Genomic DNA, 26,088 nt, shown 5'->3' with positions numbered 1-26,088 from the left:
GCCCAGTGCCCGGGGCCCCGATTCCGGTTCCGTGCGGCCATCGCGGACACTTCCCGTCCGCAATGGTGGGTAGATTGGCTCCATGCTCGAAACGTCCGCACGACTGCTGCAACTGCTTTCCCTGCTCCAGATGCGCCGGGAGTGGACCGGCTCCGCCTTGGCCGAGCGGATGAGCGTCACCGAGCGCACGGTACGCCGGGACGTCGGCAAGCTGCGCAGCCTGGGTTATCCCATCAACGCTTCCCCCGGCGTGGCCGGCGGCTACCAGCTGGGCGCAGGTGCGCAGCTTCCGCCGCTGCTGCTTGACGACGACGAAGCCCTGGCCGTGGCCCTGGGCCTCAGCGCAGTGACAGCCAGCCCGGTGGCCGGCGTCGGCGAAGCCTCGCTGCGCGCCCTGACCAAGCTGGAGCAAGTACTGCCTTCGCGGCTGCGGCCCAAGTTCTCCACGCTGAAGAACGCCGTGATCACCCTGGCCGGCCCCACCGCCGCGGTGGATCCCGAGGTGCTGACCGGAGTCTCCGGCGCCATCGCCGAACGGCGCGTGATCGGGTTCCGCTACGCGAAGGCCGACGGCGAATCCTCCCGGCGTCTGGCCGAACCGTACCGGCTGGTGGACACGGGCCGGCGCTGGTATCTGGTGGCCTTCGATACCGGCCGGCAGGACTGGCGCACCTTCCGGGTGGACCGCTTCGAGTCCGTACCGACGCCCCGGGAACGCTTCACACCGCGACAGTTGCCGCAGCCGGACCTCGCCGCTTACGTTCAGCAGTCGATCACCCGGTCGCCGTACCAGTTCGACGTGGTGGTACGGATCGACGCCCCGCTGCAGGCCGTCGCCGAGCGCATCCCACCAAACATCGCGGCCCTCTCCGACGACGGCGATGCCACCGTGCTGCGCGCAGGCTACGATTCGCTCGACTATCCGCTGGTGCAGCTGGCCGCCATCGGCTTCGCCTTCGAGATCCTGGAACCGGCGGAGTTCCGGCAACGCGCCGCGGAGCTCGCCGGCCGGCTGGCTGCTGCCGCCGGCACGAAAACGGCGGCAGCCCCACCTGCCTAGGTGGGACAGCCGCCGTCGTACGTTGATCTGCGACGTTACTCCGGGAGCACCAGGCGCTACTGGAGCATGGTGCGGTCGTCCACCACGCCCTTGATTTTTTCGAACTCGTGCAGCAGGTCCGGCACGGTGGCCTTCAGTTTCTGCTCCTGATTGAGGTCCAGGATGATCCGGCCCTCATGCATCATGATTAGCCGGGTGCCCAGCCGCAGCGCCTGCTCCATGTTGTGCGTGACCATCAGGGTGGTCAGCTGGTGCCGATCCACGACCTCGGCGGTCAGCCGGCTGACCAGTTCCGCGCGCTGCGGATCCAAGGCTGCGGTGTGCTCGTCCAGCAGCAGGATCTTCGGACTGCTGAACGTAGCCATCAACAGCGAGAGGGCCTGCCGCTGGCCGCCCGAGAGCAGTCCCACCTTGGCCTTGAGCCGGTTCTCCAGCCCCAGTTCCAGGGAGCGCAGCTCCTCTTTGAAGAACTCGCGCTTCTTGCGGGTCACGCCGGGCCGCAGTCCTCGCCGCTTGCCGCGCTCGTAGGCAATGGCCAGGTTCTCTTCAATGGTCATTTCCGGCGAGGTGCCGGCCATCGGGTCCTGGAAGACGCGTCCAACGTAGCGGGCACGCTGGTGGTCGGCCAGCCTGGTGACGTCCTGGCCGTCGATGCTGACCGTGCCGGTGTCCGGGCGCAGCTTGCCGGAGGTGATGTTCAGGATGGTCGACTTGCCGGCACCGTTGCTGCCGATCACGGTAACGAACTCGCCGGCGGCCAAGGACAGGTTGATCTCCTGCAGGGCTACCCGCTCATTGACGGTGCCTGCGAAGAAGGTCTTGTGAACGTTCTTGATATCCAGCATGTCAGCCCTTCGCTCCCGTCAGGGATTTCTTCATTTTTCCCAGCCCGCCGACCCGGGCGAAGACCTTCCACTGCGGAAGGACCAGCGCGATGACCACCAGCACGGCGGAGACCAGTTTCATATCGTTGGGCTCCAGCCCGGCTTGCAGGGCCAACTGGATGACCACGCGGTACAACACCGAGCCGAGCACCACGGCCAGCGTGGCGATCCAGATCAGGCGGGTGCCGAAAACTGCCTGGCCGATGATCACCGAGGCGAGGCCGGCCAGGATAAGGCCGATGCCCATGCCGATGTCGGCGAAGCCCTGGTACTGGGCAATGAAGGCCCCGCAGAGTGCCACCAATCCATTGGACAGGGACAGCCCAAGGATCTTCTGGTTGTCGGTGCTGACGCCGAAGCTGCGGATCATCTGTTCGTTGTCGCCGGTGGCCTGCATGGCCAGTCCCACGTCGGTGTGCAGGAACCAGTCCATGACCACCTTCACCGCCAGCGCCACCAGCAGGAAGATGGCAATGGCGCCGATGCCACCGAGCATGCCCGCTTCGCGCAGCGGGGTGATCAGGGTTTCTTCACGCAACAGCGGGAGATTGGACTTGCCCATGATGCGCAGGTTGATGGAATAGAGGGCGATCATGGTCAGGATGCCGGCCAGCAGGCCGTTGATCTTGCCCTTGGTATGCAGCAGGCCGGTGACGGCGCCGGCAGCCATGCCGGCGATGAACGCCAAGATGGTGGCCAGGACCGGCGGCACGCCGTTGATGATGCTGATGGCGGCAACGCCGGCACCGGTGGTGAAGCTGCCGTCGACTGTCAGGTCGGGAAAATTGAGGATGCGGAAGGTCAGATAGACCCCCAGGGCCATGATCGCGTAGATCAGCCCAAGCTCAACCGCGGTAATCATAGGTAAAGGACCTTGGTTCTCTCGTGGGGGTCCGTCCGGCGGCCGGGGTACGGCCACCGGACGGACTGCGGGAACTTCTTCAGCTCAAGCTGGAAGTGCCATCGGTTTACTCGAAGACGTGGTCAGCCTTGTCTGCATAACCATCGGGCAGAGTGACGCCCATGCGCTTGGCGGCAGCCGTGTTGACGTAGAGTTCCAGCTCGGACTGGGTCTCCACCGGCATGGATGCCGGCTCGGCCTCGCCCTTGAGGATCTTCACTGCCATTTCGCCGGTCTGGTAGCCCAGCTTTTCGTAGTTGATGCCGTAGGTGGCCACCGTGCCGCGCTCCACCGAATCGCCCTCGGCGGCGATGGTGAGGATCTTCTTCGATTCGGCCACCTGGATCAGCGATTCCAGGGCCGACACCACGTTGTTGTCGGTCGGCACATAGAAGGCGTCGACGTCCATCGACTCGGCGGCCTGCTGGACCTCGCCCGAGTTGGAGATGGCCTTTTCCTTGATTTCCAGGCCCAGTTCCTTTGCTGCTTCCTTAGCCCACTCGACCTGCACGCTGGAGTTGACCTCGCCCGAGGAGTAGACAATGCCCACGGACTTGGCGTCCGGGTTCAGCTCCTTGACCAGGGCCAGCTGCTCTTCAACCGGGTTGCGGTCGGAGGTGCCGGTGACGTTCGAACCCGGGGCATCCATGCTTTCCACCAGGTCGGCCGACTCCGGATCGGTGACGGCGGTGAACAGGATCGGAGTGTCCACGATGGCCTGGACGGCCGCCTGCGCGGTCGGCGTGGCGATCGCCAGGATGAGGTCCTTCTTGTCACTGGCAAACTTGCCGGCGATGGAGGTAGCGGTCGCCTGGTCCGTCTGCGCGTTCTGCTCGTCGTAGGTCACGGTCTCGCCCTCGACATAGCCGTTGTCGGCCAGCGCCTTTTTGAACCCTTCGCGGGCAGCATCCAGGGACGGATGCGAGACGATCTGGGTGATGCCGATTTCCACGGATTCGGGAGCCCCTTCGGCGGCGTTGCCTTCGGACGATGCCGAGCTGCCGCACGCCGAAACCAGCAGGGTGGTGGCCAGCAGGCCTGCACCCAGGCCGAGCATGGTAGAACGTTTCTTCACGGTGTTCCTTTCGAGTGTCCATCACGTGCCGGTAGTCCGGCACGTTTCCGCCTGACTGCCCCTCCCCGGTGCAGCTGTTGCGGTCCGCCACGCACGGCAGCGTCATCGGCGCCGGAAAATGTGGCAGCGATCCCTGCGGAAAGCGTCCTGAAGATCTTACCTGTGAACGGAGTCACATTGTCTAACCAGACCCGCGGGGTCAGGACAACCATATGAGATACGTCTCCCTCACCGGACAAATTGCATTCTAATGTCGCCGGATATTTATTTTCGTCCACGGGCCGCTTCCCTTTGTGGACCCCTGTCCGGCCGGCCAAGGGCGGCTGTGCCAGCCGCTAGACTGTGATCAATCATGGCTGTGAACATCACGTATCCCGCGGCCCTGCCCGTTTCAGAGCGGCGCGAGGACATCATGGCGGCCATCGCCGCGAACCAGGTAACCGTCATCGCCGGGGAAACCGGCTCCGGCAAGACTACCCAGATCCCCAAGATGTGCCTGGAGTTGGGCCTCGGCGAGAAGGGTCTGATCGGCCACACCCAGCCCCGGCGGCTGGCGGCCAGGACCGTTGCGGAGCGTATCGCCGAAGAGCTGGATGTGCAGATCGGCCAGGAGGTGGGCTTCCAGGTCCGCTTCACCGGTGAAGTCAGCCGCGATACCCGGATCAAGCTGATGACTGACGGCATCCTGCTGGCCGAGATCCAGCATGACAAGCTGCTGAAGAAGTACAGCACCATCATCATCGACGAGGCGCACGAACGCAGCCTCAACATCGACTTCATCCTGGGCTACCTCAAGCGCATCCTGCCGAAGCGTCCGGACCTGAAGGTGATCATTACCTCGGCCACCATCGACCCGGAGCGGTTCGCCCGCCACTTCGGCAACGACGACGAACCGGCTCCCGTCATCGAGGTCTCCGGCCGGACCTACCCCGTGGAGATCCGCTACCGCCCGCTGAACCAGCCGGCGGGTTCCGACGCAGACAACCCGGACGCGGACGAACTGGAGGAAGACAGGGACCCGCTCGACGCCGTCTGCGATGCAGTGGACGAGCTGTCCTTGGAAGCACCCGGCGACATCCTGGTCTTTTTCTCCGGTGAGCGCGAAATCCGCGATGCCGCCGACGCCCTCGCGGCCAGGATCAGAACCAACCGGCGGCTGGCGGGCACCCAGATCCTGCCCCTGTATGCCCGGCTCTCGCTGGCGGAGCAGCACCGCGTCTTCTCCCCCGGAAGCCAGCGCCGGATTGTGCTGGCCACCAACGTGGCCGAGACCTCACTGACGGTGCCGGGCATCAAGTACGTGATCGACACCGGCACGGCGCGCATCTCCCGCTACTCGCACCGCACCAAGGTCCAGCGACTGCCGATCGAACGGATCTCGCAGGCCTCGGCCAACCAGCGCTCGGGCCGCTGCGGCCGGGTCAGCGACGGCATTGCCATCCGGCTCTACTCCGAAGAGGACTACGACTCGCGGCCGGAATTCACCGACCCCGAAATCCTGCGCACCAACCTGGCCGCCGTCATCCTGCAGATGACCGCCATGGGGGTGGCACGGGACTCCAAGGACATCGAGGCGTTCCCGTTCGTGGAGCCGCCCGAGACCCGTGCCATCAACGACGGCGTCACCCTCCTGCGTGAGCTCGGCGCGCTGTCCGAACCCGGCGCTGCGGTGGTCGGATCTCCGCGCGCTGCCCTTGGTCAATCACCGGGCGCGCCAGCGCCGCGTGGAGACCGGGCGCAACCGGGCCTCACCGCCGTCGGGCGCAAACTGGCGCTGCTGCCGGTGGACCCACGGTTGGGCCGGATGATTGTGGAGGCGGGCCAGCGCGGCTGCGTGCGTGAGGTGATGGTGTTGGCGGCGGCGCTGACCATCCAGGATCCGAGGGAACGCCCTACCGACCAACAGCAGCAGGCCACCGAGAAGCACAAGCGTTTCGTGGACGAGAAGTCCGACTTCACAGGAATCCTGAACCTCTGGCGCTACCTGCAGGAGAAGCAGCAGGAACTTTCCTCCACGCAGTTCCGCAAACTGTGCCGCACCGAGTTCATCAACTACCTGCGGGTCCGCGAGTGGCAGGACCTTTTCGCCCAGCTGCGGCAGCTGGCCAAGCCGCTGGGCATCACGCTGGGGTCCGGGCGCGATGTGGACCCGGTGGGGAAGCACGACGACATCCACAAGTCGCTGCTGGCCGGCTTGCTCAGCCACATCGGCGTCTACGATGAACGCAAGCGCGAATACGCCGGCGCCCGCGGCACCCGGTTCGCCATCTTCCCCGGCTCGGCGCTGTTCAAGAAGTCGCCGGACTGGGTGATGGCGGCAGAACTGGTGGAAACGTCCCGGCTCTGGGCCCGTGTGGCGGCAACCTTCGATCCCGGCTGGGCCGAGGAGATTGCACCCCAGCTGTGCAAGCGAACGTATTCGGAACCGCACTGGTCCAAGAAAATGGGCTCGGTGATGGCCTACGAGAAGGTCACGCTCTACGGGGTGCCAATCGTGCCGCAGCGGCGGATCCAGTACGGCCGGATCGACCGGGAACTCAGCCGCGAGCTGTTCATCCGCCATGCCCTGGTGGAAGGCGACTGGCGCACGCACCACAAGTTCTTCCACCGCAACCGCAGGCTGCTGGCCGAGGTCGAGGAACTGGAAACCCGGATGCGCCGCCGCGACCTGCGGGTGGACGACGAAACGCTGTTCGAGTTCTACGACGAGCGGATCGGACCCGACGTGGTCTCGGAACGCCACTTCGACAAGTGGTGGAAGGATGCCCGGGCGGAAAACCCCACGCTGCTCGATTTCGATCCGGACGCCGTGCTGGCTGCCGACGCCGAGGAACTGGACGCTGCGGCGTTCCCCAAGATCTGGCAGCAGGGGTCGTTCGAGCTCCCGCTGAGCTACGAATTCTCGCCGGTGGCACCGGGCGCCGCTCCGGATCCGTCCGACGGCGTGACCGTGCACGTGCCGGTCCTGTTCTTGAACCAGCTGGACGAAGCCCCCTTCCGCTGGCAGATCCCCGGGCTTCGGGTGGAACTGGTGACAGCACTGATCAAGTCGCTGCCTAAACAGATCCGCAAGAACTTCGTCCCGGCCCCGGACGTGGCCCGGAGCGCGGCCGCGGCGCTGGCAGCTGACTTCAATCCGGCCGAGGACGAGCTGGAGCCCTCGCTGGAACTGGTGCTGCGCCGGTTGAAGGGGCACATCATCCCGCCCGGTTCCTGGAACTGGGATACCGTGCCGCCGCACCTGCGGATGACCTTCCAGGTGGTGGACGGCAAGGGCAAGGTGCTGGACGAGGCCAAGGACCTGTCCCGGCTGCAGCAGGAACTGGCGCCGGCCAACCGGCGGGCGATTGCCGAGTCCCTGGGCGCGACGCCGAAGACTGCCCAGCCGTCGCCGGCACAAAACCGGGGCGCCTCCGGCAAGAAGCGCGGCGGCCGGCACGGCGCCGCCGTCACCGGTGCCAGCGCATCGTCGTCGTCCTCCCCCGCGCAGACTACCGGCGGCGTGCAGGAACGCAGCGGTCTGACGGCTTGGCCGGACGGTGACCTTCCCCGCGAGGTCAAGCGCGAGGTGGCAGGCCACACCGTGACCGGTTATCCGGCGCTGGTGGACGAGGGCACCACCGCGGGTGTGCGGGTCTTCCAGACCCCGGCAGGTCAGCAGGCGGCCATGCGCGCAGGATTAATCCGTCTGCTGGTGCTGCGCGTCCCCTCGCCGCAGCGGTACGTCCTGGACCACCTGAACAACACCGAGAAGCTGACCTTCACGCAGAACCCCCACGGCTCGGTGGCATCGCTGATCGATGACTGCACGCAGGCAGCGGTGGACAAGCTGGTGCCCGCCGAGTTGCCGTTCACCAAGGCCGGGTTTGATGCGCTCTACGAGCAGGTCCGCGCCGAGCTGATCGACACGGTCTTCACCGTGACCGCCATTGTGGAGAAGATCCTCTCCAGCACGCGGCGGATCCAGAAGGAACTGAAGTCCAACGCCAGTCTGGCCCTGATCAGCCCGCTCTCCGACATCAAGAGCCAGCTGGAGCAGCTGGTCTACCCCGGGTTCGTGGCCGCCACCGGCTATGCACAGCTGAGCCAGCTGCCGCGCTATCTGGAGGGAATCGAGCGCAGGCTGCAGAAACTCCCCACGGCCGTGGGCCGGGATGCCCAGCAGATGTCCGTGGTTCAGCGCCTCGAAGACGAGTACGACGACGCCCGGGCGGCCCTGAAGCCCGGCAGCTTGGACGGCGCCGGCCTGGACAAGGTGCGCTGGATGCTGGAGGAACTGCGGATCAGCTTTTTTGCGCAGGAACTTGGCACGGCGTTCTCGGTGTCGGAGAAGCGCGTCCGGGCGGCCCTGCACGAGGCGCTCGCTGGCTGACGCCGGGCGCACGGGTCTAGCCCGACCGTCCGGGGACGAGGCTGACCGGGCACAGTGCCCACCGGGCGCAACCGCAGCGAAGCTCCGGGTCAGTCGGCCGGGACGAAGTCCCCGTGGCCGGCGTCGCGGAGAGCCGCCCGAAGACGCTTGGCGGATTCCTCCATCACGTCGGGATCGGGGTTCTGCTGGGCGCGTTTGAAGTCGAACTCGGCCTCGGAGTTCGACGGCCAGACATGCAGGTGCAGGTGGTTTACCTCGAAGCCGGCGATGATCAGGCCGGCACGGGCGGCGCCGAAGGCCTCCACCTGGGCTTTGCCGATGGTCTGGGCGACCGCGGTGAGCTTCTGCAGCAGGTCGGCCGGGGCGTCGGTCCAGCGGTCCACCTCGTGCCGGGGCACCACCAGCGCATGCCCGTCCGCGAGCGGCCCGATGCTCAGGAAAGCCACCACCTCGTCGTCCTTCCAGACGAAGCGCCCGGGGATCTCGCCGTCGATAATCTTGGTGAACAGTGTGCTCATGTACGCAATCCTTGTCAGTTCAGTCAGTCAGTCGGTCGTCAGTCAGTCAGGTTCAGTAAGCCAGGTTCTGGGTTAGACAGTCAGTTGGCAGCAGTCAGCGGATCAGTGTCCAGTGAAGGTGTTCAGTCGTTGAGCGAGGCGATGTCCAGCACAAACCGGTAGGCAACGTCGCCGGCCACCATCCGGTCGTAGGCCAGGTTCAGGTCCGGCGCGCGCACCAACTCGACGTCGGCGGTGATGCCGTGCGCGGCGCAGAAATCGAGCATCTCCTGGGTCTCGGCGACGCCGCCGATGTTCGACGCGCCGTAGGCAATCCGGTCGCGCATCAGCAGGTTGACCGGCACCGGCGGCATCGGCTCGGGCGGCACACCCAGCTGGATCAGCGCCCCGTCACGCCGGATCGTCCGCAAGTACGGCGCCAGGTCGTGGGCCACGGATACCGTATCGATGACCAGGTCGACGCTGCGCCGGGCGGCGGCGAGCGCCTCGTCGTCGCCGGTCACCACCACATGGTCGGCACCGAGTGCACGGGCGGAATCGGCCTTGTTCGCCGAGCTGGTGAAGACGGTCACGGACGCGCCCATGGCCTTGGCCAGCTTGACCGCCATATGGCCCAGCCCGCCGAGACCCACCACACCGACGGAATCGCCGGCTTCCACGCCAAAGTAGCGCATCGGCGAGTATGTGGTGATGCCCGCGCACAGCAGCGGTGCTGCAGCGGCCGGGTCCAGCTCCGGCGGCATCCGCAGCACAAAGTTTTCATCGACGACGACGGAGGTTGCGTATCCGCCCTGCGTCACCTCGCCGCCGTGGCGCCGGTCGCGGGCGCCATAGGTGCCCACTGCGCCCTTGGCGCAGTACTGTTCGAGTCCCTCGTCGCAGGAGCTGCAGTCGCGGCACGAGTCCACCATGCAGCCCACGCCCACCAAGTCGCCGACGGCGTGGAGCGTCACATCCTGGCCGATGGCGGTGACCCGTCCGACGATCTCGTGGCCGGGCACCAGCGGGTAGTCGATCTCGCGCCACTCCCCGCGGACGGTATGCACATCGGAATGGCAGAGGCCGCAGAACGCGATGGCGATCTCCACGTCGTGGGCACCTGGGTCGCGGCGTTCTAACTGCAGCGGGACCAGACCGGCCCCGGGGGCCTCCACGCCATAGGCCAGGGCCGTGTTCATGCTGCTCCTCGGTCTCTGGAGGTCCGCTGCCGCGTGGGCCAGCTGTTCCTGCTGAAGTGAAAGCGGTTTTCCCAGCGGCGGTGGTGCCGGACGGCCAAGTGTCATGAGCCTGACGCTACCTTTTGCCGGCCCGCCATGCCACCGGGACGCACCGTCTGTGACGCTCTGGATTCAGAGGCGCACGACGCCGGGCGGCTGCCGTTCACGGCTCGTCGCCCGTTGCTATCGGCAGGTCCGGATGCCCGCACCACTGAGACCACGAACCAGGAAACAAGGCGGCACCGATGCCGGCCTCGGCCAGGGCCGCAATCTGGTGCGCGGCGTTAATGCCGGAGCCGCAGTAGACCGCTACGTCCCGTCCATCGGCGCCCAGGTCCTTGAACCGCGCGGCGAGTTCCGCGGCGGGCAGGAAGTGACCGGCCGCGGCGAGGTTGCCCGTGGTCGGTGCGCTCACCGCGCCGGGGATGTGGCCCGCGCGCGGGTCCACCGGCTCCTGTTCGCCTCGGTAGCGCTCGGCAGCGCGGGCATCAAGCAACAGCGAGGTAGCGGCGAAGTCCAGCACGTCTTCCAGCTCCAGTCGGGGCATCCGCCCGCTGCCCAGTTCAACGTTGCCCAGCGATGCCAGCTCGTCACCGCTGTCGAGTTCGTAGCCTTGGGCCCGCCACGCGGCCAGTCCGCCGTCGAGCAGATAAACGGTGTCGAAGCCGCCGTCGCGCAGCAGCCACCAAACGCGGGCGGCGGACAGGCCTCCGTTATCGTCATAGGCCACCACGACGTCGTTGTTGTTAATGCCCCAGTCCCGGGCGGCCTCGCGGAAGGCCTCCGGCTCCGGCAGCGGGTGCCGGCCGCTGGCTGCGGACGGTGCGGACGCAAGTTGCGACGGCAGGTCCACGTAGACCGCTCCCGGAATGTGGGCCTGGCGGTAGCGGTTCTGGCCATCGCCGTTGCCGTCGCCGAGTTTCCAGCGGACATCCAGCAGCACGGTGCGCTGTCCGGAGGTCATCCGTTCACGCAGCGTCTGCACGTCCATCAGAGTCCTCATGAGATCTCCTCCTGACTGCTGGCGGGCGCCGTTGCCCGCCTGTGTGGGGCCAGTCCATCACAGCAGCACCTGCCGGGCCAAGCATCCGCACGCGGCCCCCACTCCCCCGCTGTCAGGCCAGCTCCACGCTCTCCCCCGGCGACAGGTGCTGGTAGCTGGTGCCGTAGTGGCCGCCGAAAAGCGTCACGTGCTTTTCCACCAGCGGCAGGCCACGGTCGCTGAGCCCGGCGTCGTGGATCGGGTATGCATGTTCGGCGCGCATGGCCGTGACGAAGTCGATCACCTCGGCGGTCTTCGACCACGGCGCGTGAATGGGCACCAGCACATTCTTCACCATCAGCCCGTGCGGCACGATGAAGGAATCCCCGGGGTGGTACAGGTTGTCATTGACGACGTAGCCGATGTTGGCCACCACCGGGATATTCGGATGGATCAACGCATGCTGGCCGCCGAAGGTGCGGATGCGGAAGCCTGGCACCTCGAACTTCGTCTCCGGTTCGGCGGCGTGGATCCGCGCGGCCGTCCCCGGGGCGGACGCTCGGAGCTCGGCCGCAACCGAGGCCGGCGCATACAGGTTCATTTCGTCCGCCTCAGCGAGCAAGCCGAGCACCTTGTCCCGGTCGAGGTGGTCCGCGTGCTCATGGGTCACCAGGACGGTGGTGGCCCCGTCGAGGGCCTGCTCCACCTCGGAAAAATTGCCGGGGTCGATCACCAGGACATGCCCGTTCTCTTCGAGCCGGACGCAGGAGTGGGTGAATTTTGTCAGCTGCATGGCACCAACCCTAACGGCGCGGGCCTTCCGGCGGTACGGCCGCCCCGCCGGCCCGGCACATCAGGCCTGCTGCTAGGCTGGAGGGAGCCCACGGGCGCCCAGAACAAGCAGCAAGGAGCCGAAGCGGACATGTCCGTCCCGTCAGCCAAACCGCAGGCGCAGCGCCGCGGTTCGGAGCAGCGAGTGACCCGCCAGCGGGTAGCGGTGGCCACGGCCTTGGACAGCCTGGAGGACTTCGTCAGCACGCAGGAACTGCACCGCTTGCTGCAGGAGCGCGGCGAGTCGGTCTCTTTGGCCACCACCTACCGGATCCTGCAGTCCATGGCCGACGACGGCCAACTGGACGTCATGCGCAACGGCGAGGGTGAAGCCGTCTACCGGCGCTGCGCCGTCGAGCACCACCACCATCACCTGCTCTGCCGGAACTGCGGCAAGACCGTGGAGATCGAGGCTCCGGCGGTGGAACAATGGGCGGCGCGGATGGCGAGGGAGCACGGCTTCACGCAGGTGGCGCACACCGTGGAAATGTACGGGCTGTGCCCGGAATGCAGCGCCTCCCAGTGACCCGCTAGTTGAGTAAGGCGGTAGTCCAGTAGCCTAACGCGCTTATCCGGCGCTGACTTTTACCGCGGCCACAGTGCGCCGGCCCACCTTGCCACGGCGCTGCCGCCGGGCGCCGACGAGCCGGCACACCACGTAGATCAGGAACGAAATCGTGGTCACGTAGGGGCTAATCGGCAGGCTGCCGCCCAGTGCCAGCAGGATCCCGCCCAGGGTTGCGGTCACGGCGAACAGCACGCTGAGCAGCACCACCACCCGCGGCGAACTGCTCACCCGGAGCGCGGCGGCCGCCGGCGTAATCACCAGCGACAGCACCAGCAGGGCACCGACCACCTGAATGGACAGCGCCACGGCCAGCCCCAGCAGGAACATGAAAACAATCGCCAGCGCACCCACCGGCACGCCGCGGGCCTCGGCCAAGTCCGGATCGGCGCTGGCAAAGGTCAGCGGACGCCAGATGGCCAGCAGCCCCAGGACCACTACCGCCGACCCTGCAGCCAGCAGGTTCAACTGCACGGTGTCCACGGAGACGATTTGCCCGGTCAACAGGCCAAACTTGTTCGCCGAGCGGCCCTCGTAGAGCGAAAGGAACAGGATGCCCAGGCCCAGACCGAAGGACATGATCACACCGGTGATCGAGTTTCGGTCCCGGGCGCGCATGCCCAGAACGCCCAGCACGACGGCGGCAATCACCGAGCCCACCAGCGACCCGAACACCACGTTGGCGCCGATCAGCAGGGCGAAAGCCGCCCCGGCGAAGGACAGCTCGGCGATGCCGTGAACCGCAAAGGCCAGGTCCCGCATCATCACGAACACGCCGATCAGCCCGCCGACCAGGCCCAGGATGGCGCCGGCGATCAGCGAGTTGCGCACCAGCGGAAGCAGGTCGCCGTAGTCGCTGAAATTGAAGACCGCGTTCAGCAGCTCCGAGGGATCCATGGTTACTCTCCCTCGCCGTGATGGTGCGTGGTGGCGTCCGGCAGGCCCACCACGACGATGCGTCCCTGGTTGTGGATGACTTCGACGTGGCTGTTGTACATCCGCGACAGCACCTCGGTGGTCATCACTTCTTCCGGCGTGCCCACCCGGAACTGCCCGCCCGCCAAGTACAGCACCCGGTCCACGTAGTCGATGATCGGGTTGATTTCATGCGTCACGAAGACCACGGCACTGTTCTTTTCGTGGCATTGCCGGTTGATCATCGCGCTGACGGCCTGCTGATGGTGCAGGTCCAGTGAAAGCAACGGCTCGTCGCAGAGCAGGACTTGCGGGTCGGAGGCCAGCGCCTGGGCCGCCCGCAGCCGCTGTTGCTCGCCGCCGGACAGCTGCCCGACCGGGGCTTCCGCGTACCCGGAGGCGCCCACCATCTCCAGCAGTTCATCCACCCGCCGGCGATGCTTGCGGGTGTTCAGACGGATCCCCCACCGGTGACCGTCCAGGCCCAGGCCCACCAGATCGCGGGCCCGCAGCGGCGTCTCCGGGGCGAAGGTCTTCTGCTGCGGAATGTAGCCGATGTCCCGGCTGCCGCGTTCCAGCGGCCGGCCATTGATCTCGGCGGTACCGTGGGTCAGCGGCTGCAGGCCCAGCAGCACGCGCAGGAAGCTGGTCTTTCCCGAGCCGTTCGGTCCCAGCACCGCAAAGAACTCCCCCGGCTCGATGGTCAGATCCAGGTCATGCCACAGCACGCGCTGGCCGAAGGACAGCGAAGCTCCCTGCAGGCGGACGGCGGCGGACGCAGCCCCGCTCATCCGCGCAGCGCCTTCTCCACCGCGTGGAGGTTGTCGCCCATCCAGCCCAGGTAGTCCTGGCCTTCGGGCAGGGTCTCGGTGAAGTTGACGACGGCGAGGCCCGCCTTGTCCGCCAGAAGGCGGAGGCGCTGTGTCTGCGGGCCCTCGGTCTGTTCGTTGTAGGCGACGAACCGGACCGACCCACCGGTCACCAAATCTTCGGCTTCTTTGAGGGCTTGCGGGGCCGCGTCGTTGCCTTCCTCGGCTGCCTCCATGAAGTCCTCGGGAGTCTTGTTCTCCAGCCCGAGGGCATCGAACAGGTGCAGCGGCACCGGATCGGTGGCCGCTACGGCTTCCCCGTGGGCGGATCCGGCGAGTGCGTCCACCTCGGCGTGCAGCTTGTCCAGTCCGGCATGGAACTTCCCGGCGTTGGCTTTGAAGGTGTCGGCCTGCTCCGGGTCCAGCGCGGACAGCTTCCCGGCAACGGCATCGGCGACCTTGGCCATGGTGGGGAGGTCGTACCAGACGTGTTCGTTGAAGCCGCCGTGGCTGTGGTCCGCATGGCCGTGGTCCGCGTGGCCGGCGTCGGAGCCGGTGGCAGCGGCGTGCGGTGCCTCATCTCTCGCACCAGGCAGCGGCGACAGTTCCACCGCAGTGATGATGTGGTTGTGGTCGACGCCGGTGTCGTCGGCGAGGGTGTGCATGAACGTGTCATAGCCGCCCCCGTTTTCCAGCACTAGGTCAGCCTTGGAAACCGCCAGCTTGTCGCGGGCGGTTGCTTCATAGGAGTGCGGGTCCTGGGCCATCCGGTCGATGATCGACGTGACCTCGACCTGGTCGCCGCCGATGCTGCGGGCCAGGTCTCCGTAGACGTTCGTGGAGGCGACCACGCTCAATCTGCCGTCCGCTTCGCCCTCGCCCCCGGCAGCGGCGCAGCCGGACAGCAACAATGCCGTCACGGCTAGACCTGCCAACACGGGGGTGGTACGGGAGTGCCTCACGGGCGACCTCGGTTCTACTCGCAGATGAGAATCAGTAACAATAAGGATTCCAGCTTAGCGCATTGCGAACCGTTCGCATTACCGCGGCCGAGGGCGCGGAACCGTCCAGCAGTTCCGCGCCCTCGAGTGCTTATTCGCCGGTCCGGCGCAGTCCCTGGGCCTGCGTCTCGTCGCGGATCTCGCCCACCAGCACTTCGATCACATCCTCGAGGAACAGCACGCCGTGGGTGCTGCCGTCGTTGCCCAGCACACGGGCCAGGTGCGAGCCGGTCCGCTGCATGACGCCCAGCGCGTCCTCGATCTCTTCGTCCAACGCCAGATTGGCCAGCGTACGGACCTTGGTGACCGGGATCGTTTTGTTGAACCGGTCCTCCGGGATGGTCATGACGTCCTTCAGGTGCAGGTACCCGGTCAGGTTGTCGTCGGCGTCGGCCACCGCAAACCGGGAGAACCCGGTCCGGCCCACCACCCGCTCGAACTGCTCCGGCGTGGTGTCGACGCCGATGGTCACCAGCTGGTCAAGGGGCACCATCACGGTGGCCGCCGTGACGGCCGAAAACTCCAGCGAACTGGAGATCAGTCCGGCGTCGTCGTCAACCAGTCCGTGCTTGGTGGACTCCTGCACGATCGACTGGACTTCCTCCAGCGTGAAGGTGGAGGTCACCTCGTCCTTCGGCTGGATCCGCACGGCCCGGAGAATGTGGTTGGCCGACCAGTTCAGCGTGGCGATCACCGGCCGCACCACCTTGGACACGGCCACCAGCGGTGGAGCCAGCAGCAACGCGGCCTTGTCCGCCACCGAAACGGAAATGTTCTTCGGCACCATTTCGCCAAACGTCACGTGCAGGAAGGTCACCACCAACAGCGCCACGGCGAAGGAAATCCCATAGGAGACCTCATGCGGAATGCCCAGCCAGCCCTCCAACGGGAGCAGCAGCAGTTCCTTGATCGCCGGTTCAGCCACGTTCAAAATCAGCAGCGAACACACGGTAATGCCCAACTGGGCACAGGCCAGCATCAGGGAGACGTGCTCCATCGCCCACAGGGTGGTCTTGGCACGCTTGGAGCCGGCTTCCGCCAACGGTTCGATCTGGCTGCGGCGAGCGGACATGACGGCGAACTCTGCGCCGACGAAGAAGGCGTTGCCGAGCAGCAGCACGACCAACCAGAAAATACCCATGGCCGCCATCAGAGCTCACCTGCCTTGCCGGCATCGGGCAGAACGGCACCCGCGGCCGGATCGGGAATGAAGCGCACCCGGTCCACCCGCCGTCCGTCCAGCCGCTCGACCTCGAGGGTGCCGCCGTCCACCGGGACCCTATCGCCAACGACGGCAATCCGGCCCAGTTCGGCCATGATGAAGCCGCCAACCGTTTCATAGCTGGCCTCGTCGGGCACGGTCAGCTGCGGGATCTGTTCGGTGACCTCGTCCGGGCGCATCAGACCGGGGAAATACCAGTTTCCGGCGGCGCTCTGCAGCACTCCGGGCTTGACCCGGTCGTGTTCGTCGGCGACCTCGCCGACGATTTCCTCCACCAGGTCCTCCAGCGTGACCACCCCCGCGGTTCCGCCGTATTCGTCGAGGACCACGGCGAACTGCAGGTTCGCGGCACGCAGTTCGGAGAGCAGCGAATCCAAGTGCACGGTCTCGGGCACGCGCAGCACGTCGGTCATGATGGTGGCCGCGGGCAGCACCGCACGCTTCTGGCGCGGGACGCCGATGGCTTTTTTGATATGCGCGACGCCGCGGACGTCGTCGGGCGATTCACCCAGCACCGGGAACCGGGAGAAGCCGGTGCGACGGGCCGCGGCGATCAGGTCTGCCACGGTCTGGTCCGCATCGATGAACTCAACGCGGATCCGCGGAGTCATCACATCCGCCGCAGTCCGGCCGGAGAAGGACAGCGTCTTGGCCAGGAAGTTCGCGGTGCCCGCGTCCAGCGTGCCCATTTCGGCGGAGCGGCGCACCAGCGATGCCAGTTCGGAGGGAGTCCGGGCCCCGGAGAGCTCTTCCTTGGCCTCCAGCCCGAACAGGTGGAGCACTTTGTTGGCAAAGCCGTTGAGCATCAGCACGAAGGGCTTGAAGACCGCGGTGAAGACCAACTGGGGCCGTGCCACCAGCTTGCCGACTGCCATCGGCAAGGCAATGGAAGCGTTCTTTGGTACCAGTTCGCCCAGCAACATGGAGAGCAGGGTGGCGATCACCATGGCGATCACAGCCCCGATGGGCTGGATGACCGCCTCGGCCAGGCCGAGCGCCGCCATCGGCGGACGCAGCAGGCTGCTGATAGCCGGCTCCATCAAGAAACCGGTCAGCAGTGTGGTCAAGGTGATGCCGAGCTGGCAGCTGGAGAGCTGCGTGGACAGCGACTTCAGGCATTTCATCAGCGGTACTGCGCCGCGGTCGCCGTTGTCGACGGCGCGCTGCACAGTGGGCTGGTCAAGGGCCACCAGGGCGAATTCAACGGCGACGAAGAAGCCGGTGCCGAGGATCAGCAGCAGGCCGGCGGCGATTTGGATCCATTCCATCAGCGCGCCGCCGTCCTGCAGGTCAGGCGGTCAGATGGAGGGTGGTCATCCGAGCCCGGACTAGAGGGCTCCTGACCGGCCGCGGTGGCGGACGGGGTGTGATGGGCACGTGCGCGGGATTTGCCGGTGCTGGGTGACGCCTCGCAGCCGGCAGCCGTTTGGGCTGCCTGTGCTCCCGCAGTGCGGCATGCACCTGCGGGGCGCGTCACGGACCGGCTCCTAGAATAGCTGTCCATTATGGGCACTAGCGTAGCAGTCACACCCCCGGGTCGGACCGCGGCGCCGACCCTCGGCGCCGCTACCAGCTCTGCGGAACCGGGCGGCCTTCTTCATAGCCGGCGGCGGACTGCACGCCGACAATCGCCCGTTCGCGGAACTGCACCAGGTTCTGCGCACCGGCGTAGGTCAGCGAGCTGCGCAGGCCGGCGGTGATCTCGTCCAGCAGGTCCTCGACACCGGGGCGCAGCGGGTCAAGGTACATCTTCGAGGACGAAATGCCTTCTTCGAAGAGCGCCTTGCGCGCCCGCTCGAACGCGTCCTCGCGCCGGGTCCGGTTCTGCACGGCACGGGCTGATGCCATGCCGAAACTCTCCTTGTATTTCCGGCCGCTGCTGTCGGTGAGCAAATCCCCCGGGCTTTCGTGCGTCCCGGCGAACCAGGAGCCGATCATCACCTGGCTGGCGCCGGCTGCCAGCGCCAGGGCAACGTCCCGCGGATAGCGGACCCCGCCGTCGGCCCACACATGCGCGCCAAGTTCCCGCGCGGCCTCCGCGCATTCCTGCACGGCCGAGAACTGCGGACGGCCCACGGCGGTCATCATCCGGGTGGTGCACATGGCGCCCGGCCCCACACCGACCTTGACGATGTCCGCGCCGGCTTCCACCAGGTCGCGCACTCCTTCGGCGCTGACCACGTTGCCGGCCACCACGGGTACCTGCGGATCCAGGCTGCGCACGGCGTCCAGCGCGTCGAACATCTTGCGCTGATGCCCGTGCGCGGTATCCACCACCAGCACATCCACGCCTGCCTGCAGCAGTGCCTCGGTCTTGCCCTTGACATCGCCATTGATGCCGACGGCAGCCGCCACCTTCAGTCTGCCCTGCGGGTCCAGCGTGGGGGTGTAAATGGTGGACCGGAGCGCGCCCGAACGGGTGAGCGCGCCCAGCAGCACGCCGTCGTCGTCCACCACCGGTGCGAAGTTCGCCGAGGCCGAGTCGAACAAATCGAAGGCCTGGCGCAGCGAGGTGTCCGCCCCGGCGTCGAACATGGAAGCCTCCAGCAGCAGCGGCTGGGCCGCCATCACCGACTCGAGCGAGGCGTAGCGGTCCACGCCTTCGCAGTCCTCAGCGCGCACCACGCCGAGGCACTTGCCGGCGTCGTCCACCACCGCAACAGCGCCATGCGCGCGCTTGTCCATCAGGTGCAGGGCGTCAATGACGGTGCTGCCGGCGGTCAGTTTCAACGGTGTTTCGAAGACAGTGTGGCGGCTTTTGACCCAGCCGGTGACCTCCGTGAGTACCTCCGACGGCACATCCTGCGGCAGCACCGCGAGTCCGCCCCGGCGCGCCATCGTCTCCGCCATGCGGCGTCCGCTCACGGCGGTCATGTTCGCCACCACCAGCGGGATCGTGCTGCCCGTGCCGTCGCCGGCGGACAAGTCCACGTCCAGCCTGGACGTGACGTCGGAGCGCGAAGGCACCAGGAAGACGTCCGAATACGTCAGGTCGGTCATGGGCTGGTTGATCAGGCGCATGGATGCTCACTTTCCTCGTCGCTGTGCCGGCCGGCGGAACGTCCGGGTACAGGTGGGTCGGGAACCGCATAGTGCCCGGGGGCCTGCGGCAGCGCACCGCAGTTGAACGGCGCAGCTCCCCCGGAAAGTCTAGAGGCACCTGCGCCGGGATCGAATCGGAGTGCTGTTCGGCGGCACAGGTGGTAAAGATTAGCCTGCGTTGCGAAAGTGTCATTAGACTGGCTACTGGTCCAGATCTAGTGCGCGCCAGACGCGCACTCGCAATTCCGCTGCTAGCCGGCAGGTCCGGAAGGCAGTCAGGGAAGCGTGTGATCTGCAGGGCAAGCGGCAACTCACGGAAGAGGCGTATTACAAGTGCCAGAGCATCCCAACCTTCGTCTACCCGAGGAATTTGGCGGTAACGAATGGCTCGTCGACGAAATCTACGAGCAGTACCTCCGAGATAAGAATTCCGTGGACAAGAAATGGTGGAGCATCTTCGAAGCAGCCAATGGTGCCGACAGTTCAAACGCTGCTTCTGCGCCGTCCCCGTCCCGCCCCGCTCCGGTGAAGGACACGCCCAAGGCCTCGGGTGAGAGCACTGCCACCCATCGGGCCGAAACCAAGCCGATTCCAGCCGACAACGAGCCGGCCCCTAACACCTCCACCGACACGGCCGCTGCCCCGGCCAAGCCCGCCGCGAAGGCGGAGCCGAAGCCGGCACCGATCCCGGCCCAGCTGCCCAAGTCAGCGCCCAGCGCAGTCGCCGAAGAAGACACCGTCTCCGTGCTCCGCGGACCGGCCAAGGCCATCGCCACCAACATGGACGCCAGCCTCAGCGTGCCCACCGCGACGACGGTTCGTGCCGTTCCGGCCAAGCTGCTGATCGACAACCGCCTGGTGATCAACTCCAATCTGGCCCGTGCCCGTGGCGGCAAGGTCTCCTTCACCCACCTGATCGGCTACGCCGTGGTCAAGGCGCTGGGCCAGTTCCCCAGCATGAACGTCCACTACGAGGAGATCGACGGCAAGCCGGCGGCGGTCCAGCCGGCCCACGTGAACTTCGGCATTGCCATCGACATGCCCAAGCCCGACGGAAGCCGCCTGCTGGTGGTGCCGAACATCAAACGCGCCGAGACCATGAACTTCTCCGAGTTCTGGCATACCTATGAGGACCTGATCAAGCGGGCCCGCGCCGGCAAGTTGACCGCCGACGACTACGCAGGCACGACCGTCTCGCTGACCAACCCGGGCGGCATCGGGACCGTGCACTCCGTGCCCAGACTGTCCAAGGGCCAGGCCGCCATCATTGGCGTTGGTGCCCTGGAGTACCCGGCCGAATTCCGCGGTGCCAGCGAAAAGACCATTGCTGCCCAAGGCGTCGGCAAGATCATCACGCTGACCTCCACCTACGACCACCGCGTGATCCAGGGCGCGGGCTCGGGCGAGTTCCTGCGTCTGGTCGAATCGCTGCTGCTGGGCGAGCAGGGCTTCTACGATGAGATCTTCGAAGCACTGCGCATCCCCTACGAGCCGGTCCGCTGGCGCTCGGACAACCAGGTGGACGTCGAGCTGCAGGTCAATAAAATTGCCCGCATTCAGCAACTGGTCCACGCCTACCGCGTCCGCGGCCACCTGATGGCGGACATTAACCCGCTGGAATACGTCCAGCGCAAGCACCCTGACCTGGACATCAACACCTACGGGCTGACGCTGTGGGACCTGGACCGGGAATGGGTCACCGGCGGGTTCGGAGGCGCCGACCGGCTGAAGCTGCGTGACATCCTCGGGGTGCTCCGTGATGCCTACTGCCGCACCACCGGCATTGAATACATGCACATCCAGGATCCGGCCGAGCGCGAGTGGTTCCAGAACGAACTGGAGCGCCCCTACGCCAAGCCCAGCCGCGAAGAGCAGCTTCGCGTGCTGGGCAAGCTGAACGCCGCCGAAGCGTTTGAGACCTTCCTGCAGACCAAGTTCGTGGGCCAGAAGCGCTTCTCACTGGAGGGCGGCGAATCCCTGATTCCGCTGCTGGATGCAGTGATTTCCGACGCGGCCGACGACGGCCTGGACGAAGTGGCCATCGGCATGGCCCACCGCGGCCGGCTGAACGTGCTGACGAACATCGCCGGCAAGACCTACGCACAGGTGTTCCGCGAGTTCGAGGGCACCCAGGACCCGCGCAGCGTCCAGGGCTCCGGTGACGTGAAGTACCACCTGGGCACCGAAGGTAAATTCACCTCCGACAACGGCAACGAGACCAAGGTCTACCTGGCCGCCAACCCCTCTCACCTGGAGGCCGTCGATCCGGTGCTGGAGGGCATCGTCCGCGCCAAGCAGGACCGGCTGGACCGCGGCGACGATTTCCCGGTGCTGCCGGTCATGATCCATGGCGACGCGGCCTTCGCCGGCCAGGGCGTGGTGGCGGAAACCCTGAACCTCTCCCAGCTGCGCGGCTACCGCACCGGCGGAACCATCCACATTGTGGTCAACAACCAGGTCGGTTTCACCACCTCGCCGCACTCCTCGCGGTCCTCCGTGTACTCCACCGACGTGGCCAAGATGATCCAGGCTCCGGTCTTCCACGTGAACGGAGATGACCCGGAAGCCGTGGTCCGCGTAGGCCAGATGGCCTACGAGTACCGCCAGCGCTTCCACAAGGACGTCGTCATCGACATGGTCTGCTACCGCCGCCGCGGGCACAACGAGGGCGACGATCCCTCGATGACGCAGCCGATGATGTACAACCTGATCGAAGCCAAGCGTTCCACCCGCAAGCTGTACACCGAGGCCCTGGTGGGCCGCGGCGACATCACGCAGGACGAGGCGGACCAGGCACTGCGTGACTACCAGGAACGGCTGGAGCGCGTCTTCGCCGAAACCCATGCAGCGCAGACCTCGCCGCTCCCGATCATCACCAAGGATTCCGCGGCGGTGTCCGATCTGGAACGCCCTCTGTCGCAGCAGGCAGAGGAGAAGGACAACGTCCCGTCCGACACCGCCATCTCGGCAGAGACCCTGGCGACCATCGGCAAGGCGCATCTGGACATTCCGGACGGCTTTACCGTCCACCCGAAGCTGAAGGCCCTGCTGGAGCGCCGCGAGCAGATGTCCCGCGAAGGCAACATCGACTGGGGCTTCGGCGAACTGGCTGCGTTCGGCTCGCTGCTGATGGAAGGTGTCCCGGTGCGCTTGGCCGGCCAGGACTCCCGCCGCGGTACGTTCGTGCAGCGCCACGCCGTTTTCCACGACCGCGTCAGCGGCGAAGAGTGGGCGCCGCTGAGCAACCTCTCAACTGATCAGGCCAAGCTGTGGATCTATGATTCGCTGCTGTCCGAGTACGCGGCCATGGGCTTCGAATATGGCTACTCGGTGGAGCGCCCGGATGCGCTGGTGCTTTGGGAGGCGCAGTTCGGCGACTTCGTCAACGGCGCCCAGACCGTTATCGACGAGTTCATCTCCTCGGCCGAGCAGAAGTGGGGCCAGCGTTCCTCGCTGGTGCTGATGCTGCCGCACGGGTACGAAGGCCAGGGCCCGGACCACTCGTCGGCCCGGATCGAGCGCTTCCTGCAGATGTGCGCCGAGGACAACATGATCGTGGCCAACCCGACCACCCCGGCCTCGCACTTCCACCTGCTGCGCCGCCAGGCCTACAACCGGCCGCGGAAGCCGCTGATCATCTTCACGCCGAAGCAGTTGCTGCGCTTGAAGGCCGCTGCCGCCCAGGTCGAGGACTTCACCACCGGAACCTTCCAGCCGGTCATCGGGGATGTCCAGAACCTCAGTGGCAATGAGGTGGACCGCGTGGTCCTGGTCTCCGGCCGGCTCTACTACGATCTGCTGGCCGCACGCCAGAAGAACTCGGATACCAAGACCGCGCTCGTTCGGGTGGAGCAGCTGTACCCGCTGCCGGCCGAGGAGATCAAGGCGGAACTGGCGAAGTACCCGAACGCCGAGGTGGTCTGGGCCCAGGACGAGCCCGGCAACCAGGGACCGTGGCCGTTCATGGGGCTGTACCTGCCGGAGGCTCTGGACCGGCCGTTGCGCCTGGTTTCCCGTCCGGCCTCCGCCGCGACCTCCACCGGCTCGGCCAAGCGCCACGCCGTCGAGCAAGACGTTTTGATCAAGCAGGTCTTTGAACGCCGGTAAGTAGGATGGTGGGCGGGGGCCGCAGGGCGCCCCGCCCACTTTCTTTTAAGCATTTCTCTTAAGAGACGTCTCCAGCCCGTCGAACCAGAAAGCTACTCGTGGAGCAACGCAGAATCAGGATCGCCGCAGTAGGTGAACAACTGCTGGCCGGCGTGGGAGACCCGCGCGCCCTCGGTTGGCTGGGCCGAACCTTGGCCCGGACCAACCCTGATCCAGCAACCCTGGAATCCTTCGTGCTGGCCTCGCCGAACGAAGGAACGGAGGAGCTGGCCGGCCGCTGGCTTCAGGAAGCCGGACGACGTTTCGACGACGGCTTTGAAAACCGGCTGATCATCGGCCTGTCCGGCCGCGACCTTGAGCTCGGCTTGTCCACAGCCCGCAGCCGCCTGAATCTGGCCAACATCCTCGACGGAGCGGCACAGCTCAGCGTCAAAGTCTTCGTGGTGGGTCCGCCCCCTGGACTGGATGCCGAGCGCAATGCCCAGCTGGCCGAGCTGTCCACCGCCTTCGGCGATGTGACCACGCGCCGCAAACACGTCTTCGTTGACACCTTCACACCATTGCTCAATCACGAGCAATGGCGCACGGATCTGGCCAGCAACGGCGGAACCCCGGGCCAGGCGGGCTATGGACTGCTGGCTTGGCTGGTCCTGCACCGGGGTTGGTATCCGTGGTTGGATCTGCCCGAACCCTTCTAGCCGCCCCAAGCTCCGCTGGACGGCGGGGCAACATTTTCAGCACCCAGACGGCGGGACCGGTCATGCCCCGGCCCCGCCGTCCTGTCGGTGCGGGCGGTACAACCGTAACCAAAGTCCTTCAGCCGCAACCCTTGCCAGCTGGTTGGTCGCGATATATCGTGTTTCGCATCACGAGATATATCGCGTTTGGAGCGGTATATCACCACAGGCAGGACAAGCCATGAACGATACCTGGAGCATCGACGGTCCACAGACCATCGACGTCGACGAGGTTCACGCGCTCAAGGCCTCCATCGTCAAAGGGCGGCTGGACATCATCGGGCACGACGAGCCGACCGTCAGGGTGGAGGTCTCCGAGGTCATCGGCGCACCGCTGGAGATGACGTTGCGGGCCGGCACGTTGGAGATCAGCCACCACAAGGGCGGCGAGGGCCCGTTGGGGTTCCTGGCACGACAGGTCAACCTTGCGGTCTCCGGCTACCGAGAGGAGGCCCTGATCAGCATCGCCGTGCCGCGGGACGTTACCGTCAAGGCCTCCACCGTCAGTGGGGACGGCCTGTTGTCCGGCACGGCCGCCAACGCGGATTTGAACACTGTGTCCGGATCCATGATGGCCGACCAAACTAGCGGAGTGCTCACGGTCAATACCGTCAGCGGCGAGATCATCGTCCGTCGGCACAGCGGCACATTGGCGGTGAAGAGTGTCTCCGGCGAGGTGACTGCCTCAGGCGGCCTGGACCACGTCCGGGCCAGCACGGTCAGCGGCGACCTGACCTTTGACCTGCAGGGCGCACCCCAGGATCTGGCCGTCAATTCCGTTTCCGGCAACGTCACAGTAAGGGTGCCCGAACAATACGGCGTGGACGTTGCTGCTTCTTCGGCTACCGGCAGCATCACCGTCAATGACCAGAAGTTCTTCGGCTTCTCGGAGAAGGTTAAGACCCGGATAGGTCCCGAGGGCCGCGGTCTCACCGTCCGGTCCTCCACCGTCTCGGGCACCTTGGCGGTTTTCCACCGGGACACAGCCGGAAGCCAGGTGAACTGATGCCTCCCGTCTTTGCCCACGGCGCCTTGCGACTCTATCTGCTCTCCTTGGTGGCAGAAGGAGACAAGCACGGTTATGACATCATCCGCGCCCTCAGCGACCGATTCGGGGGCACCTACTCCCCCAGCGCGGGCACCGTCTATCCCCGGCTGGCGAAACTTGAAGAGGAGGGGCTGGTTGCCACTGTCTCGGATGGACGGCGAACGGTCTACAGCATCACCGATGCCGGGCGGCAGGAACTGGCCGCCCGGCAGGACGAGCTGGCCGACGTCGAAGCTGACATCTCCGCGTCCGTGCGGCGCCTCGCCGACGGGTTGCGGGACGAACTGCGCAGCTCCATGAAAGGGCTGCGTGCGGATCTCGCAGCATCGGCCGAGGCCGCCCGCAGTACAGCCCGGAAGTCTCCGCGGGCGGCCGACGCCGCCGGACTTCGGACAGTGAAGGAACTGGAACACCTGCTCAACGACTTCCGCGACGAGGTCCGGGTGTGCTTGCGCCGGCGCAGCGCCACCGGCGCCGTCGATGAAGTCGCAGTGCAGACCATCAGGACGGTGCTGGACCAGGCCAAGGCATCCATCACCGCGGCGTTGCGCTGACGCCTACCCTGCAGCTCGCGTCAGTTAGGAGCAGACGCGGGCATGTGAAAGACTGGTGAGCAGTTCTTTTTTATCCAGCAAAGGAGGCAGCCATGAGCAAGCGTGCACGTAAGCGCCGTGACCGTAAGCGCGGCGGCGCAAACCACAGCAAGCGTCCCAACACCTAAGCGGTTGGGCACCAGCCCGCGCGGCTGATGCTGCTGAAGGAAGAACCCCCGTGCCCGAGTGGGCGGCGGGGGTTCTTCTCT

At 66.2% G+C, this 26,088-nt stretch carries 21 protein-coding genes; 8 read left to right on the top strand and 13 right to left on the bottom strand.

Going from position 1 to position 26,088, the window contains the following annotated elements:
• Positions 1-82: 82 nt before the first annotated feature.
• A complete protein-coding gene (locus AC5RW2_RS09295; protein WP_493962837.1) occupies positions 83-1,060 on the top strand; it encodes a helix-turn-helix transcriptional regulator in 978 nt (325 codons plus the stop codon).
• Positions 1,061-1,116: 56 nt separating this feature from the next.
• On the opposite strand, the gene AC5RW2_RS09290 is transcribed toward AC5RW2_RS09295, so the two are convergent.
• The 3 genes from AC5RW2_RS09290 to AC5RW2_RS09280 form a co-directional block, all read right to left on the bottom strand.
• Positions 1,117-1,905 (bottom strand): ABC transporter ATP-binding protein, encoded by a 789-nt coding sequence (locus tag AC5RW2_RS09290; protein ID WP_493962838.1) that lies wholly within the window; start codon positions 1,903-1,905, stop codon positions 1,117-1,119.
• A 1-nt stretch (position 1,906) separates the two neighbouring features.
• Complete coding sequence (locus tag AC5RW2_RS09285) at positions 1,907-2,806, bottom strand: ABC transporter permease (protein WP_493949836.1); 900 nt, start codon at positions 2,804-2,806, stop codon at positions 1,907-1,909.
• A 106-nt stretch (positions 2,807-2,912) separates the two neighbouring features.
• Entirely contained in the window at positions 2,913-3,902 is a 990-nt protein-coding gene (locus tag AC5RW2_RS09280; protein ID WP_493963149.1) for an ABC transporter substrate-binding protein, read from the bottom strand.
• 370 nt (positions 3,903-4,272) lie between these two features.
• Between AC5RW2_RS09280 and hrpA the strand changes: the two genes are divergently transcribed.
• Complete coding sequence (gene hrpA, locus AC5RW2_RS09275) at positions 4,273-8,292, top strand: ATP-dependent RNA helicase HrpA (RefSeq protein ID WP_493962839.1); 4,020 nt, start codon at positions 4,273-4,275, stop codon at positions 8,290-8,292.
• Between the two features lie 89 nt (positions 8,293-8,381).
• Here hrpA and AC5RW2_RS09270 read toward each other — a convergent pair whose 3' ends face one another.
• The 4 genes from AC5RW2_RS09270 to AC5RW2_RS09255 all read right to left on the bottom strand — a co-directional run bounded on the left by AC5RW2_RS09270 (position 8,382) and on the right by AC5RW2_RS09255 (position 11,802).
• Positions 8,382-8,810 (bottom strand): HIT family protein, encoded by a 429-nt coding sequence (locus AC5RW2_RS09270; protein WP_493962840.1) that lies wholly within the window; start codon positions 8,808-8,810, stop codon positions 8,382-8,384.
• Positions 8,811-8,932: 122 nt separating this feature from the next.
• Complete coding sequence (locus tag AC5RW2_RS09265) at positions 8,933-10,093, bottom strand: NAD(P)-dependent alcohol dehydrogenase (protein WP_493962841.1); 1,161 nt, start codon at positions 10,091-10,093, stop codon at positions 8,933-8,935.
• Between the two features lie 97 nt (positions 10,094-10,190).
• Positions 10,191-11,030 (bottom strand): sulfurtransferase, encoded by an 840-nt coding sequence (locus AC5RW2_RS09260; protein ID WP_493962842.1) that lies wholly within the window; start codon positions 11,028-11,030, stop codon positions 10,191-10,193.
• A gap of 112 nt (positions 11,031-11,142) precedes the next feature.
• Complete coding sequence (locus AC5RW2_RS09255) at positions 11,143-11,802, bottom strand: MBL fold metallo-hydrolase (protein WP_493962843.1); 660 nt, start codon at positions 11,800-11,802, stop codon at positions 11,143-11,145.
• A gap of 129 nt (positions 11,803-11,931) precedes the next feature.
• Between AC5RW2_RS09255 and AC5RW2_RS09250 the strand changes: the two genes are divergently transcribed.
• A complete protein-coding gene (locus AC5RW2_RS09250) occupies positions 11,932-12,366 on the top strand; it encodes a Fur family transcriptional regulator (RefSeq protein ID WP_493962844.1) in 435 nt (144 codons plus the stop codon).
• A gap of 42 nt (positions 12,367-12,408) precedes the next feature.
• Here the strand turns inward: AC5RW2_RS09250 and AC5RW2_RS09245 are convergent, their stop codons facing one another.
• The 6 genes from AC5RW2_RS09245 to guaB1 all read right to left on the bottom strand — a co-directional run bounded on the left by AC5RW2_RS09245 (position 12,409) and on the right by guaB1 (position 19,373).
• Positions 12,409-13,302 carry a metal ABC transporter permease gene (locus AC5RW2_RS09245; protein WP_493962845.1) on the bottom strand — a complete coding sequence of 298 codons (894 nt, stop codon included), beginning with the start codon at positions 13,300-13,302 and terminating at the stop codon, positions 12,409-12,411.
• A 2-nt stretch (positions 13,303-13,304) separates the two neighbouring features.
• Positions 13,305-14,111, bottom strand: coding sequence for a metal ABC transporter ATP-binding protein (locus tag AC5RW2_RS09240; RefSeq protein ID WP_493949829.1), 807 nt, complete (start codon positions 14,109-14,111; stop codon positions 13,305-13,307).
• Positions 14,108-15,049, bottom strand: a complete 942-nt coding sequence (locus AC5RW2_RS09235; RefSeq protein WP_493949828.1) for a metal ABC transporter solute-binding protein, Zn/Mn family — start codon at positions 15,047-15,049, stop codon at positions 14,108-14,110. Before AC5RW2_RS09235 ends, AC5RW2_RS09240 begins: the two co-directional genes overlap by 4 nt.
• Positions 15,050-15,221: 172 nt before the next feature.
• Entirely contained in the window at positions 15,222-16,280 is a 1,059-nt protein-coding gene (locus tag AC5RW2_RS09230; RefSeq protein WP_494073898.1) for a hemolysin family protein, read from the bottom strand.
• A complete protein-coding gene (locus AC5RW2_RS09225) occupies positions 16,280-17,620 on the bottom strand; it encodes a hemolysin family protein (protein ID WP_493962847.1) in 1,341 nt (446 codons plus the stop codon). Before AC5RW2_RS09225 ends, AC5RW2_RS09230 begins: the two co-directional genes overlap by 1 nt.
• A 298-nt stretch (positions 17,621-17,918) precedes the next feature.
• On the bottom strand, positions 17,919-19,373 hold the full coding sequence (gene guaB1 / locus AC5RW2_RS09220) for a GMP reductase (protein WP_493962848.1): 1,455 nt from the start codon (positions 19,371-19,373) through the stop codon (positions 17,919-17,921).
• Between the two features lie 354 nt (positions 19,374-19,727).
• Here guaB1 and AC5RW2_RS09215 point away from each other — a divergent pair, with 354 nt between their 5' ends.
• The 5 genes from AC5RW2_RS09215 to AC5RW2_RS09195 all read left to right on the top strand — a co-directional run bounded on the left by AC5RW2_RS09215 (position 19,728) and on the right by AC5RW2_RS09195 (position 26,007).
• A complete protein-coding gene (locus tag AC5RW2_RS09215; protein ID WP_493962849.1) occupies positions 19,728-23,501 on the top strand; it encodes a multifunctional oxoglutarate decarboxylase/oxoglutarate dehydrogenase thiamine pyrophosphate-binding subunit/dihydrolipoyllysine-residue succinyltransferase subunit in 3,774 nt (1,257 codons plus the stop codon).
• 98 nt (positions 23,502-23,599) lie between these two features.
• Complete coding sequence (locus AC5RW2_RS09210) at positions 23,600-24,199, top strand: GDSL-type esterase/lipase family protein (RefSeq protein WP_493949823.1); 600 nt, start codon at positions 23,600-23,602, stop codon at positions 24,197-24,199.
• A gap of 220 nt (positions 24,200-24,419) precedes the next feature.
• A complete protein-coding gene (locus tag AC5RW2_RS09205; RefSeq protein ID WP_493962850.1) occupies positions 24,420-25,244 on the top strand; it encodes a DUF4097 family beta strand repeat-containing protein in 825 nt (274 codons plus the stop codon).
• Positions 25,244-25,840: a PadR family transcriptional regulator gene (locus AC5RW2_RS09200; RefSeq protein ID WP_493962851.1), complete on the top strand. Its 597-nt coding sequence runs from the start codon at positions 25,244-25,246 to the stop codon at positions 25,838-25,840. The genes AC5RW2_RS09205 and AC5RW2_RS09200 overlap by 1 nt, the downstream gene beginning before the upstream one ends.
• 92 nt (positions 25,841-25,932) lie before the next feature.
• Entirely contained in the window at positions 25,933-26,007 is a 75-nt protein-coding gene (locus tag AC5RW2_RS09195; RefSeq protein WP_394940783.1) for a 50S ribosomal protein bL37, read from the top strand.
• Positions 26,008-26,088 lie beyond the last annotated feature (81 nt).

Source organism: Arthrobacter sp. B0316-1-20, from assembly GCF_059091865.1.
The sequence above is the reverse complement of the archived record's forward strand: the minus strand, read 5'-3'. Positions and strand labels throughout refer to the sequence as shown.